Annotated in this window: 11 protein-coding genes and 1 other annotated feature; of the genes, 5 read left to right on the plus strand and 6 right to left on the minus strand. The window is 31.2% G+C overall.

Annotation, left to right across the window (positions count from 1 at the left end; genetic code table 11):
• The first annotated feature begins 14 nt into the window (after positions 1 to 14).
• The gene (locus tag C4R78_RS04070; RefSeq protein WP_103895825.1) at positions 15 to 281 is read left to right on the plus strand and encodes a hypothetical protein; all 267 of its coding nucleotides are present in this window, start codon (positions 15 to 17) and stop codon (positions 279 to 281) included.
• Positions 282 to 310: 29 nt separating this feature from the next.
• On the opposite strand, the gene C4R78_RS04075 is transcribed toward C4R78_RS04070, so the two are convergent.
• From C4R78_RS04075 to C4R78_RS04085, 3 genes are all read right to left on the minus strand, one after another.
• The gene (locus C4R78_RS04075) at positions 311 to 2,953 is read right to left on the minus strand and encodes a valine--tRNA ligase (RefSeq protein WP_103895853.1); all 2,643 of its coding nucleotides are present in this window, start codon (positions 2,951 to 2,953) and stop codon (positions 311 to 313) included.
• 37 nt (positions 2,954 to 2,990) lie between these two features.
• Positions 2,991 to 3,199 (minus strand) — a binding site (T-box leader).
• Between the two features lie 50 nt (positions 3,200 to 3,249).
• Positions 3,250 to 4,401, minus strand: a complete 1,152-nt coding sequence (locus C4R78_RS04080) for an MFS transporter (RefSeq protein ID WP_103895826.1) — start codon at positions 4,399 to 4,401, stop codon at positions 3,250 to 3,252.
• A 5-nt stretch (positions 4,402 to 4,406) separates the two neighbouring features.
• Positions 4,407 to 5,582, minus strand: a complete 1,176-nt coding sequence (locus C4R78_RS04085) for an L-lactate MFS transporter (RefSeq protein WP_103895827.1) — start codon at positions 5,580 to 5,582, stop codon at positions 4,407 to 4,409.
• 104 nt (positions 5,583 to 5,686) lie between these two features.
• Between C4R78_RS04085 and C4R78_RS04090 the strand changes: the two genes are divergently transcribed.
• The 4 genes from C4R78_RS04090 to glpX all read left to right on the plus strand — a co-directional run bounded on the left by C4R78_RS04090 (position 5,687) and on the right by glpX (position 9,331).
• The gene (locus tag C4R78_RS04090; protein WP_103895828.1) at positions 5,687 to 6,694 is read left to right on the plus strand and encodes an ABC transporter substrate-binding protein; all 1,008 of its coding nucleotides are present in this window, start codon (positions 5,687 to 5,689) and stop codon (positions 6,692 to 6,694) included.
• An 18-nt stretch (positions 6,695 to 6,712) separates the two neighbouring features.
• Positions 6,713 to 7,480, plus strand: a complete 768-nt coding sequence (locus C4R78_RS04095) for an ABC transporter ATP-binding protein (RefSeq protein ID WP_103895829.1) — start codon at positions 6,713 to 6,715, stop codon at positions 7,478 to 7,480.
• Positions 7,470 to 8,282: an ABC transporter permease gene (locus tag C4R78_RS04100; RefSeq protein WP_103895830.1), complete on the plus strand. Its 813-nt coding sequence runs from the start codon at positions 7,470 to 7,472 to the stop codon at positions 8,280 to 8,282. Before C4R78_RS04095 ends, C4R78_RS04100 begins: the two co-directional genes overlap by 11 nt.
• 95 nt (positions 8,283 to 8,377) lie before the next feature.
• Entirely contained in the window at positions 8,378 to 9,331 is a 954-nt protein-coding gene (glpX, locus tag C4R78_RS04105) for a class II fructose-bisphosphatase (protein WP_103895831.1), read from the plus strand.
• A 35-nt stretch (positions 9,332 to 9,366) separates the two neighbouring features.
• Here glpX and C4R78_RS04110 read toward each other — a convergent pair whose 3' ends face one another.
• The 3 genes from C4R78_RS04110 to C4R78_RS04120 form a co-directional block, all read right to left on the minus strand.
• On the minus strand, positions 9,367 to 11,109 hold the full coding sequence (locus C4R78_RS04110; RefSeq protein WP_103895832.1) for an aldehyde ferredoxin oxidoreductase N-terminal domain-containing protein: 1,743 nt from the start codon (positions 11,107 to 11,109) through the stop codon (positions 9,367 to 9,369).
• A 2-nt stretch (positions 11,110 to 11,111) separates the two neighbouring features.
• A complete protein-coding gene (locus C4R78_RS04115) occupies positions 11,112 to 11,510 on the minus strand; it encodes a 4Fe-4S binding protein (RefSeq protein WP_103895833.1) in 399 nt (132 codons plus the stop codon).
• Positions 11,511 to 11,668: 158 nt separating this feature from the next.
• On the minus strand, positions 11,669 to 12,862 hold the full coding sequence (locus tag C4R78_RS04120) for a helix-turn-helix domain-containing protein (RefSeq protein ID WP_341456806.1): 1,194 nt from the start codon (positions 12,860 to 12,862) through the stop codon (positions 11,669 to 11,671).
• Between the last annotated feature and the right edge of the window lie 62 nt (positions 12,863 to 12,924).

A 12,924-nucleotide genomic window follows, 5' to 3' on the forward strand; every position in this document is an offset into this window, starting at 1 on the left:
AAGGAGGGGTAAAAATGACCACTAATTTTAACTACGGCAGCCACAAACAATTTAGGTGTATAAAGGAAGTCTTAGAAGAACTTAAAGGTAAAGAAGTAATAATAGTTTTAAAAGGATGCTGTGAAGAGTGTGTAAAAATACTTGCAGTCTGCGATAAAATTTTAGTTGCAGCAATTCCAGGAAAATGCTACCCAATTAAATTTATAGACATCGACTGTATATGTGAAGTAATAACAGATTGCAAAACTGTAGTTAAAGCCTTTTTAGATGAATGTTGTTAATTTATAAGGCACCTTACGGTGCCTTATTTTTAGCCTTGTAAAGCTTTAAGCCTTTCTATTACTTTTCTTAACATGTCTTCATACATTTCCTTCTTTGCCCTTTCTTCATCTACTACCTTCTTTGGTGCTTTATTTACAAAACCAGGATTTGAAAGTTTATTGTTGCATCTTTCAACTTCTTTTTCAAGTTTTTCTTTTTCCTTTAAGAGTCTTTCTATTTCCTTTTCTCTATCTATAAGCTCTTCAAGAGGTAAAAATATTTCTCCTCCTGGAATTACCTTTGATACAGCATCTTTTGGTATATCACTTCTTTGTGGGAATACAACCTCAGAAGCAAAAGCAAGCTTTTCAAAATAAATCTTTCCTTCTTCAAAAGCCTTTTTAACCTCATCATTGGATGGAAGTATCATAACCTTTGCTTTTTTGGAATTGGGAACGTTCATCTCTGTTCTTATATTTCTTATTGCCCTTATGGCATCTATTACATGATTCATATTTTCTTCTTCTTTTGAAAAAGCTCTATCTTCTCTATATTCTGGCCACTTTGCAATAGTTATAGACGGAGTTTCATCTGTTAAATGCTTATAGATTTCTTCTGTAATAAATGGCATAAATGGATGTAAAAGCTTTAAACTATCAATTAAAACTTCTTTTAATACATATTGAGCAGCAGCTTTGTCCTTTACATCACTTCCATATAACCTAGGCTTTATAAGCTCTATATACCAGTCGCAAACTTCTGACCATATAAAATCATAGATCTTTTGAAGGGCTATACCAAGTTCAAATTTATTTAAGTTTTCAGTAACTTCTAAAATCACATTGTTAAGCCTACTTAATATCCATTTATCAGCAGTAGTTAAGTTATTTCTATTAAACTCTTTTAAAACATTTTCGTCTAGATTCATAAGTGCAAACCTTGCCGCATTCCAAATCTTGTTTGCAAAATTTCTAGCCGCTTCTACCCTTTCCATGTAAAATCTCATATCGTTTCCAGGTGAATTTCCTGTAACAAGAGTAAACCTTAAAGCATCTGCACCATATTGCTCTATAATTTCAAGAGGATCAATCCCATTTCCTAATGATTTTGACATCTTTCTTCCTTGAGAGTCTCTTACTATTCCATGTATTAAAACGTATTTAAATGGAACCTCTCCCATATGTTCTATTCCTGAAAAAATCATCCTTGCAACCCAAAAGAATATTATATCATATCCCGTAACTAAAACGCTTGTTGGATAAAAATATTCTAAATCCTCAGTTTTATCTGGCCATCCTAAAGTTGAGAAAGGCCAAAGAGCTGAACTAAACCAAGTATCTAAAACATCCTCATCCTGATGGATGTTAGTTGAATTACAATGAGCACATTTTGTTGCATCTTCCACTTGAACTGTTAGTTTTTTACAATCATCACAATACCAGACTGGAATCCTGTGTCCCCACCAAAGTTGTCTTGATATACACCAATCTTGAATATTTTCCATCCAATTAAAATAAATTTTTGCAAACCTTTCAGGTATAAATTTTACCTTCCCCTCTTTAACAGCCTTTATTGCAGGTTCTGCTAGAGGCCTCATTTTTACAAACCACTGTTTTGATAAAAGAGGTTCTACAACCGTTTTGCATCTATCATGAGTTCCTACATTATGCTTATGATCTTCTATTTTTACTAATAAACCTTTTTCTTCAAGATCCTTTATTATTCTATTTCTTGCTTCATATCTTTCAAGTCCTTCATATTTTCCTGCAAGGCTATTCATAGTTCCATTTTCATTCATAATCACTATTTGAGGAAGGTTATGTCTTTGGCCTACTTCAAAATCATTTGGGTCATGGGCAGGAGTTATCTTTACGCAACCTGTTCCAAACTCCATATCAACATATTCATCAGCTATAACCGGTATTTCTCTTTCAACAAGAGGAAGAATTAAAGTTTTTCCAACAAGATGTTTATATCTTTCATCATTAGGATTTACTGCAACCGCAACATCACCAAGCATTGTTTCTGGCCTTGTTGTTGCAACAACTAAATATTCTTCTGAATCCTTTACAGGATATTTTATATGATATAGTTTTCCTTCTTTTTCTTCATATTCTATTTCAGCGTCAGAAAGAGCTGTCATACACTTAGGACACCAATTTATTATTCTATCTCCTTGATATATAAGACCTTTATTGTAAAGCCTTACAAATACTTCTCTAACAGCCCTATTTAAACCTTCATCCATTGTAAATCTTTCTCTAGTCCAATCACAGGATGCACCTAATTTCATAAGTTGTTCCCTAATCCTTGCTCTATATTTATGGGTCCATTCCCAAACCTTTTCTAAGAATTTCTCCCTTCCAAGTTGCTTTTTATATATCCCTTGCTTTTCAAGTTCAGATTCAACCTTAACCTCCGTTGCAATGCTTGCATGATCCTCTCCTGGAAGCCAGAGAGTTGGATATCCTTGCATCCTCTTCCATCTTATTAAAACATCTTGAAGGGTATTATCAAGGGCATGCCCCATATGTAATTGTCCTGTTATATTTGGTGGCGGTATCATTATTGTAAAAGGCTCTTTTGATTTATCAATCTTTGGAGTAAAATATCCCTTTTCTAACCATTCATTGTAAAGCCTTTCCTCAAAATCCTTTGGATTATAGTTTTTAGCTAAGCTTACACCCTCCATAACATCACCTCCTACTATTATTAAAAAAACCCTCACCCAAAAGGGCGAGGGACCGCGGTACCACCTTTATTCCAGATAATAATCTGGCACTTATTTAGATAACGGTCTCCCGTTCCACCCTACTAAACTTCAGGTGAAAGGCTCCAAAGCTACCTTCAGCAGCAATTTACTTAGAAGACCTCTCAGCCTATGGGTCTTCCTCTCTGTAAGTTTTAACTGCCTACTCCTCTTTTTCACAGCCTTTTATTATATTTTTTTATTTTATATTTTATACACATTACCTTATATTTGTCAATCTAATTCCCTTTATAAACTTTATGTTTAATATACAAAATAAAAATCAATGACAATAAAAGCGAACTAGGCACTAAATAAAAAGTATAATAAGCACCTATTAAATCATTTAAAACTCCAACTATAAAGTTTAGAATCATATTAATAGTTAAGGTTAATGCTATAATTATCCCTAATATATAGGTTTTATTTTCTTTAAATGTATTGTTTACTATAAGGACTATAGTTGGAAACCCTATTGAAAAGAAAAATCCCGACAAAGAAATCAAAAATAAATATTTTTTCCCAAATAAAAGACCTAAAGTAAACAATACTATAGCAGTTGGAAAAAATGTAATTAAAGAGTTAAAATAACCAAATCTTTCAACAATAAATCCTCCAACAAGCCTTCCTACTGTAAATATTAGAAAAAACATTGAAAGATAGTAAGATGCCTTTAAAGAATCTAATGAATAGGATGTAATCATAAAATTAGCAAACCAATTAGCAACAGATATTTCAGAAAATACATAAAACCCTAAAGCTAAAATAAAAAATACAACTCTTTTATCTTTTATGATATCTTTAAAATTGATTTTTTGTCTGCCTTTTGAAAAGCCAACATAAGGGAAATTTACTAAAAAGAAAATAATAGTTAAAATAGCAAACACAACTGAAAGTCCAAGATAAACATCTCTCCACCCAAAACCTTTTTTTAATAAAATTCCTACGCTTCTTTGTCCAATTGATGTTCCAAATCCATAAAAAAAATGAGTTAAATTCATTAAAATAGCCTGATAACTTATAAAAAGAATGGGAACTAAAGAATTTGTTGCTATCGAAAAAAGTGAAATTGCAGCATTAAATACAAACATTGACATAAGAAGCATGTAAAAATTTATGCTTTTCCCCAAACCTAAAAAAGCTATTACATTTAACAAAAGACTTATAAAATAAATCTTTTTATACCCATACTTTTCAATTAACATTCCTCCTATGTATTGAAAAATAACATATCCCAATGAAGATACTATAAGCATGACTCCTATTATACTATTTGAAACTTTAAATTCATTTTTAAATAAAGGAATAAATATCCCCCTTGTATTTTCTGAAAAACCTATAAAAAACATTATAATAAATAAATAAGTTATAGTAAAAACATGTTTCTTCATTTGTATTATCTATTCTCCTCCTTTAAAAATTTATTTGCGACAATAAATGCTATAATAACTATAAAGATGGTAGGATAAGCTATAACTTTATAACTTCCAAAATAATCCTTCAAAATCCCCGAAAGTAAATTTCCAATTATTGCTCCAAATCCGTATGCAGTAAAAACAATTCCATAATTTTGACTGTAGAACTTATTTCCAAAAAATCTTGAAGTTAAAGCAGGAGCTATTGAAAGCCATCCACCAAAATTAAGCCAAAATAATGCAAAAGAAAGAGTAAAAACAACTACACTTCCTTCCTTAAATAAAAACATTAAAAATGATGATAATAAAATCAAAAGATATGAAAGGGAAATAACAAAAACAGGTTTTAAAACATCTGTAAGCCACCCAAATAATGGTCTTCCTATTCCATTAAAAGCAGAAAATATAGAAACAAATAATGCAACTTTTTTAGAATCAATTTTTATAATTTCTTCTCCAACAGGACCCGTTATTCCTATTATCATAAGACCAACTAAGGTTCCTACCATAAAACAAAACCATAATGCATAAAACTTAGCTGTTTTTAACATTTCTTTAGGATTTAAAGAAGATCCACTTATTTCTTCTTCATGTTTAATTTCATCTGGAAATTTAAAAGGAAGTGATAATATTATAATAAAAATTAAAAATATACCTCCAAGTATCTTAAATGTAGTAAAAACTCCATATAAATCTATAAATTTCTTAGCAATAGGTGCTGTAATAAATGGAGATAAACCAAATCCTGATAATAAAATACCCAACGCAAGACCTTTTTTGTCATAAAACCATCTTGAAACAACGCTTATAGGAACTCCATAAACTATTCCAACTCCACTTCCTGCGATAACACCATATGTCAAAACTAAAAACCATATACTTTTTGCAAAAGATGCTAAAAACCATCCAAGTCCAACCAAACTTCCACCTAATACCATAACAGTTCTTGGATGATATCTAGTTACAAGTTTTCCTCCAAAAGGCATTAAAATTGCATAAAAAGCAAGAAATGTCATAAAGGGAAGTCCACTTTGTGTAGATGAAAAATGTAAAACATTTTCTAAAGGTTTTCTAAATATGCTCCACGAATAAACTGTTCCAAGACACAAAAATATTAACATACCTAATACAACATAAAACCACCTATAATTTTTCATGTTCTCCCTCCTTCACATCAATATTATACTAAATTAGTAATTTGTGTCAAAGCAATATCTAACTGCATATTATAAAAATATCAAAAATCTACATGGAGGTATTTATGAAAAGGAGCTTCAAATTTTTATCAATTTTAATAGGAATTGCTCTAATTTTATCATCTTGTAGTCAAAAAAAGGAAGAAAAACTTACAAAAGTTAGGTTAAACGAAGTTGTAAGATCTATATTCTATGCTCCAATGTACGTTGCAATAAACAAAGGATTTTTTAATGAAGAAGGTTTAGAAATAGAATTGTCTACAGGACAAGGTGCTGACAAAACAATGCAACAAGTCCTTTCAAATAATGCCGATATAGGTTTTTGCGGACCTGAACAAGTTATATACCTTTATAACCAAGGAAAAGATGATTATGCCGTATTATTTGCTCAATTAACTAAACGAGATGGCTCTTTCTTAGTTGGAAGACAAAAAGAAGACTTCAGATGGGAAAACTTAAAAGGTAAAACTATAATAGGCGGAAGACCCGGCGGAGTTCCTCAAATGACTCTTGAATATATAATTAGAAATCATGGGCTTTTGCCAAATAAAGATGTAAACTTAATAACAAACATAGCCTTTACTGCAACAGCACAAGCTTTTAAATCTGGACTTGGAGATTATGTAGCCCTTTTCGAACCTACAGCAAGTATGCTTGAAAAAGAAGGTGGAGGTTATATAGTGGCATCAATTGGAAAAGCCTCAGGAGAAATTCCATATACCTGCTTTTTTGCAACCAAATCCTATATAGAAAAAAACCCTGATATAATTCAAAAATTTACAAACGCAATATACAAAGGTCAACTATGGGTTGAAAAACATTCTGCAAAGGAAATTGCAGAAGCTGTTATAAGTTTCTTCCCAGGATCAGATATAAAACTTTTAACTACAGTAATTGAAAGATATAAAAATCAAGATACTTGGTCAAAAGATCCTATATTAAAGGAGGAAGCTCTATCAAGGCTTATGGATATAATACAAAGTTATAATAGAGAACTTCTACCAAATAGACCTCCTTATGAAAAGATAGTAACTACAGAGTTTGCACAAAATGCCGTAAATAAAATTAAATAATATTTTGGGGGGATAATAGTGATAAAGCTTAAGGCTGAAAATATAAGCGTAATATATCACACACTAGATGGTGAAACAGAAGCTATAAAAAATTTAAGCTTAGAAGTAGAAGAAGGAGAATTTATATGTCTTGTTGGTCCATCGGGTTGTGGAAAATCTACTTTTTTAAATGTAGTAGCAGGTCTTATAAAGCCATCTAAAGGAAAAGTGTATATAGATAATGAGGAAATAACAAAGCCCTCAAATAAAATAGGATATATGTTTCAAAAGGACCATCTATTTGAATGGAGAACCATATATAAGAATATAATCCTTGGCCTTGAAATTCAAAATAAATTAAACGATGAAAACTTAAAAAAGCTAGAATATATGCTTGACAAATACGGCCTTTTAAGCTTTAAAAACTATTATCCCCGCCAGCTCTCTGGTGGAATGAGACAAAGAGCAGCTCTTATAAGAACTTTAGCCTTAAATCCTGACATACTTCTTCTTGATGAACCTCTTACAGCTCTTGATTATCAAACAAGACTTGTTGTAGCTGACGATATATACAAAATAATAAAAAATGAAGGTAAAACAGTTATAATGGTAACCCATGATATATCTGAAGCTATAAGTTTAAGCGATAGAGTTGTAATTTTATCAAAAAGGCCTGCTCAAATTAAAAATATATTAAAAATAAACTTTTCCATTAAGGATAGAACCCCTATAAAGGTTAGAGAAGCTCCTGAATTTAAAGATTATTTTAATATTATATGGAAGGAGCTTGATATTCATGTTGAATGAAGCAAAAGTATTTTCAAAGGAACATGAAATATATATTAAAAGTGTAAAAAGAAAAAAAATGCTTATATTTTTTACCCAAATATCAATTCTAATCATTTTCTTTGCTTTATGGGAAATTTTGGCTAAATTTAAAATAATAGACCCATTTTTAGTAAGCCAACCGTCAAGAATGATAAAATTTTTAATAAAACTTTATAACAATGGGGAACTTTTTAAACACATATTTGTAACCTGTTATGAAACCATAATAGGCTTTGTTCTTGGAACCGTAATAGGAACTATAATAGCTATAATTCTCTGGTGGTGGGATTTTTTAAGCAAAGTTCTTGAACCATATCTTGTTGTATTAAATGCCCTTCCTAAAATAGCCCTTGGACCTATAATAGTATTCTGGGTAGGAAATGGAAAAACAGCGATAATAATAATAGCCCTTATGATTTCATTAATAGTAACTATAATTTCTGTCCATACAGGATTTAAAGAAGTCGATGAAGATAAAATAAAGCTTTTAAAAACTTTTGGAGCATCAAAGTTTCAAATATTAAAATATGTAGTTCTTCCATCTAGCGTTCCAACTATAATATCAGCCCTTAAAATAAACGTTGGCCTTTCATGGGTTGGAGTAATAGTTGGAGAATTCTTAGTTGCAAAGGAAGGGTTAGGATTTTTAATAATATTTGGAGGACAAGTTGCTCAACTTGATATGGTAATGCTAAGCATAATAATTTTATCAATAGCTGCCTATTTAATGTATGCCTTTGTTGCATCGTTAGAAGATAAGTTTTTAGGATGGAAAAATTAACTGTAAAATATTGTTTGTGTTTTATTAATTGACACAAACACACAAATAAGTGTATAATGTTAGTGTAAAAAGTATATCACTTTAGGGGGATAAGAATGTTAGATATAGACTTAGCTTTAGGATTAATTAGAGTTACGGAAACTGCTGCATTAAAGGCTGCTATTTATCTAGGAAGAGGAGATAAAAATGCTGCAGATGGTGCAGCCGTTGACGGAATGAGAAAAATGTTTGACCTTCTTCCAATAAGAGGAACAGTAGTAATTGGAGAAGGTGAAATGGATGAAGCACCCATGCTTTACATAGGAGAAAAATTAGGGTGCGGAGATGAAAACAGCATTGAACTTGATATAGCTGTAGACCCTTTAGATGGAACTAATCTTATAGCAAAGGGACTTCCAGGTGCTCTTTCTGTCGTTGCTGTTGCTGAAAAAGGTAATCTTTTACATGCCCCGGATATGTATATGGAAAAAATTGCTGTGGGACCAAAAGCAAAAGGCGTTGTAAGCTTAGATGCTCCTCTTAGTGAAAATATAAAAAACGTAGCTAAAGCCCTAAAAAAGGATGTTGACGAAGTTACTGTAATTATGCTTGATAGGGAAAGACACTATCCTTTAATGGAAGAGGTAAGAAAAGTAGGGGCAAGAATGAAACTTATAACCGATGGAGATATAGCAGCTGCTATAGCAACAGGCTTTGAAGATACTGGAGTTGATATAATGGTAGGAATAGGAGGAGCTCCAGAGGGTGTTATTGCTGCTGCTGCATTAAAATGCTTAGGTGGAGATTTTCAAGGAAGGCTTTATCCTACAAACGATGAAGAAAAAGAAAGATGCATTAAAATGGGAATAAGCAATATTAAAAAAATACTATATATAGATGATATTGTAAAAGGAGATGAAGTCTATTTTGCAGCAACTGGTGTTACAAATGGAGATCTTCTAAAGGGAGTTGTATTTTATCAAAATGAAACAGCCAAAACCCAATCAGTAGTTATGAGGGCTAAAACAGGAACCGTAAGATTTATAAACACAATCCACAAAATCTACTAAAAAATACCCTCAAGCTTTAAAGCTTGAGGGTATTTTTACTGCTTCATTAAATCTTCTATCATAGCCTTATATTCTTTAACCATCTTATGAGCCTTTTCTTGATCTAGCTTTCCGTTTAAGGTTATAGTTTCAAAAAATCTCTTTGGTATTTTTATGCTATCTAATGAATATCCAAGCTTTTCTTTGATTCTATACTTTGTCCTTAATATTTCTTTTGCTATTTCTGTAAGTTCTGAATTTGTATATTGGATTCCTACAGCCTCTAAAGCCTTTAATATTGTTTCTCTATTGTAAACTTTTCTTGCAAACAAGCAAGCTACAAGGCTTGTTAATATATTTCTTTCTAATTCTTCATTGAAAATCTTCTTTACAATTTCTTCTTCTTTAGGTCTTGCTTGGTCTATTGAATATCCTGCATTATCAAGATGAGAATGCCTTGAACCTACAGAAAAACCTACGACACTTCCATAACCTGTATGATAACCTGGCATTTCATTTCCACCAAGATGGCACGCAAAATCTTGCCCTCCATACTTTTTAGAAGCATAAGCAACGCCTTTGCCAAGATCTTTATAAAACTCATTTTTACCAGTTGCAATATAGTGAACTGCAGCCATATAATTTGGCAATACACCAAACTCAAGAGGCATTAAAGTATCATCTATTGTTATTATTCCTCTGTTGTAAGCTTCTGTTGCCCATCCTAAAGCAACACCAGTAGAAATTGCATCAAGCCCTTCCCTTTCAACTACATCAATTAATTGAAGTACTTCTTCTGGATTTTTCAATCCAACAAAACTTCCTAAAGCAAACACCAGCTCATGGTCATAGGATACATTAACCGTTTCATATTCATAACCTTCATCAAATTGTCTTCTAAATTGTCCTATATGTATACATCCAATTTGACATCCTGAACATGCAACTTTTCTTACTAAAACTTCTCTTGCAAATTTTTCTCCAGATATGCCCTCTGCATGTTCATATCTTGTAGTTTTTAAATTTAAAGAAGGTAAAGAATTCATTTCATTAAGTGGCAAAACATTTATACTTGTTCCAACCGCATGATATTTTTCCATAACATCTGTCTTTGTTACTACATCATAAATGCTATCATAAACTTCCCTATATTTTTTAAGATTTTCCTTAGGAATTTTTATTGATTCATCTCCAATTATTACTATACCCTTTAAAAGCTTTGAACCAAATACCGCACCAAGTCCAAGCCTTCCAAAATGCCTGTAAGTATCTACATTAACCCCTGCATACGTTACAAGGTTTTCTCCTGCCCTTCCTATTCTTAAAGAACTTCTTATTCCGCTTCCTGTAGTATGCTGTCTTAAAATTTTACCTGTATCCTCTACAGACAAGCCCCACATAGCTCTTGCATCTTTGAATAAAACCTTATCATCTATAACAAGATATTTAGGATACTTTGCTTTTCCTGTTATAACAATGGCATCTATATTGTTAAATCTCATTGCCATAGCAAGACGGCCACCTGCATGGCTTTCTCCATATTCTCTTGTATGGGGTGAGTAGAACGTTGCAACAACCTTTGTACAAACTGGCATTACAAAGGATAAAGGACCATTAGCAAATATTATTGGTTGACTAGGATCAAAAGGATCAAGTTCTGGTTTTATATTTTCTTCTAAAAGCTTTGCTGCAACTCCCGTTCCTCCTATGTATTTAAAAAGATCCTTTCTTTCCTCAAATCTGTATTCTTCATTAGTAAGGTCAATATATAAAACTCTTATATAATCCTTATTAAGCATCGTTAAACCTCCTTTGTAGCAATACATCTATGTGGGCAATATCTTGTGCAATACCCACAATGAGTGCATATTATTGGATATCCTTCATTATCCATCCTAATTGCACTAATTGAACATGCCTTAGCGCAAGCTCCACATTTTGTACATTTTTCTTTATGGAATACAACTCCTCCACCATTTCTCTTTGTCAAAGCACCAAACTTGCAAGCTTCCATACATGCTGGCTCTTCGCAAGCCACACATATAGTTATTACAAATTCACCTGATAAACCTCCTGCTGTTTTTACATCTAAAGCAGCATTAGATGGTGAATAATCTCCCCTAAGCCTTGCACACGCTTGCCTACAAGACAAACATCCAATGCATCTTCTTCTATCCACTACTCTTAGAACCTTTGGCATACTGCAACCTCCTAAATATTGTTAAACATTTAACATTATTACATTTCTTTATTATATACAAGTTTTTAAAAAATTCAATAAGTAAATTTTAAAATTATGTAATTTTTAAAATAAAATCCTTCAATTTTCAAACCCATTTTATTATTTTTTCCTTTAATCTATAAAATAATACCTAATTCCTTATATATTTCTAAACCTTTATCTAAATAATTTAAAGCAAGTTCCCTTTCATTTACCTTCATGTAAAACCTTCCAAGGGTTGTGTAAAAGTCTGCAAGTTCCTTTTTAAAATCTAATGCCTCTAAATATTTTATGGCTTCAAGCAACACTTTTTCTGCATTATTATAATCATCTTTCTCATCATAGATTTTATAAAAAAGCTTATAGCATTTTATTCTATAAAAACTATTTTCGCCAAATTCATCAAATATTCTGTTTACAAATTCTAAAGCTTTATCATAATCTTTGATTTTTATATAATTTTCAGAATAACTAAATAATATATCATAAAAATGACTATCCTTTTTATTTTTTAATTTTAAAGCCTTATTTAAATGTTCAAAAGATTCCTCGAAATTTCCAATCTTTGAAAAAATATTTCCAAGACTCATTTCAATCTCTACTATTTCATTGTCAGATTCAAAGGATTTAAATACTTCCTTTGCCATTTCTGCATATTTTAAAGCTTTATTTAAATTGTTTTCTTTAGCATAGGATAAACTAAGAAGCATTAAAATTTCCCCATATTTTTTCTTATCTTCAAGGATTAAAAGCTTGTCCTTTGCAATATTTGCAAAGGATATAGCCTGCTTTATATCCCCCAACTTATCATAACACATGGCTATGTTATACATTATATTAGCCTTTAATTTTTCATTAACATATTCATCCTTATTTAACATAGAATCTGCTTGAATAAAATAATTTAAAGCTGTATTAATTGCTCCCATAGAAAAACTTATTTGTCCCAACAATAAAAAAGTTTTTATTATATCATCAATGCTATCTGTTTTTAAAAACAAACTATTTGCATAAAGGCAATGAAGCTGTGCTGCTTGTAGATTATCTTTTTTATACTCAATCTTAGCATAAAAATATTCAAATTTTGCTTTGTAATAATTTAGATTATATTTATCAGCATAAAAAGCTCCTTTTTCTATAGCTTCTGTAGCTTTTAAAAAATCCTCAGAAATAATTGCAGATTCACATATATTACAATAAAATTCACATATTCTAGAAGCTTGCTTTTCTTCACTTTCTAAAAAATACTCAATATCTGTATCCAATTTTTCAGCAATATATTGTAAAAGCTCTATACTAGGATTTGCTTTACCTGATTCCACAAGGCTTATCTGACCTGAGGTTACTTTGTCTCCTGCAAGTTCCTTTAAAGTAAGATTCTTTTCTTTTTAAC

This window comes from Caloramator fervidus (assembly GCF_900108045.1).
GTDB classification, from domain to species: Bacteria; Bacillota; Clostridia; order Clostridiales; family Caloramatoraceae; genus Caloramator; species Caloramator fervidus.

What these genes read in the sequence shown, in the direction of transcription:
- C4R78_RS04080 (WP_103895826.1), bottom strand. Translation starts at nt 4,401, where the DNA reads ATGAAGAAACATGTTTTTACTATAACTTATTTATTTATTATAATGTTT.
- glpX (WP_103895831.1), top strand. Translation starts at nt 8,378, where the DNA reads ATGTTAGATATAGACTTAGCTTTAGGATTAATTAGAGTTACGGAAACT.
- C4R78_RS04110 (WP_103895832.1), bottom strand. Translation starts at nt 11,109, where the DNA reads ATGCTTAATAAGGATTATATAAGAGTTTTATATATTGACCTTACTAAT.
- C4R78_RS04085 (WP_103895827.1), bottom strand. Translation starts at nt 5,582, where the DNA reads ATGAAAAATTATAGGTGGTTTTATGTTGTATTAGGTATGTTAATATTT.
- C4R78_RS04100 (WP_103895830.1), top strand. Translation starts at nt 7,470, where the DNA reads ATGTTGAATGAAGCAAAAGTATTTTCAAAGGAACATGAAATATATATT.
- C4R78_RS04115 (WP_103895833.1), bottom strand. Translation starts at nt 11,510, where the DNA reads ATGCCAAAGGTTCTAAGAGTAGTGGATAGAAGAAGATGCATTGGATGT.
- C4R78_RS04090 (WP_103895828.1), top strand. Translation starts at nt 5,687, where the DNA reads ATGAAAAGGAGCTTCAAATTTTTATCAATTTTAATAGGAATTGCTCTA.
- C4R78_RS04070 (WP_103895825.1), top strand. Translation starts at nt 15, where the DNA reads ATGACCACTAATTTTAACTACGGCAGCCACAAACAATTTAGGTGTATA.
- C4R78_RS04075 (WP_103895853.1), bottom strand. Translation starts at nt 2,953, where the DNA reads ATGGAGGGTGTAAGCTTAGCTAAAAACTATAATCCAAAGGATTTTGAG.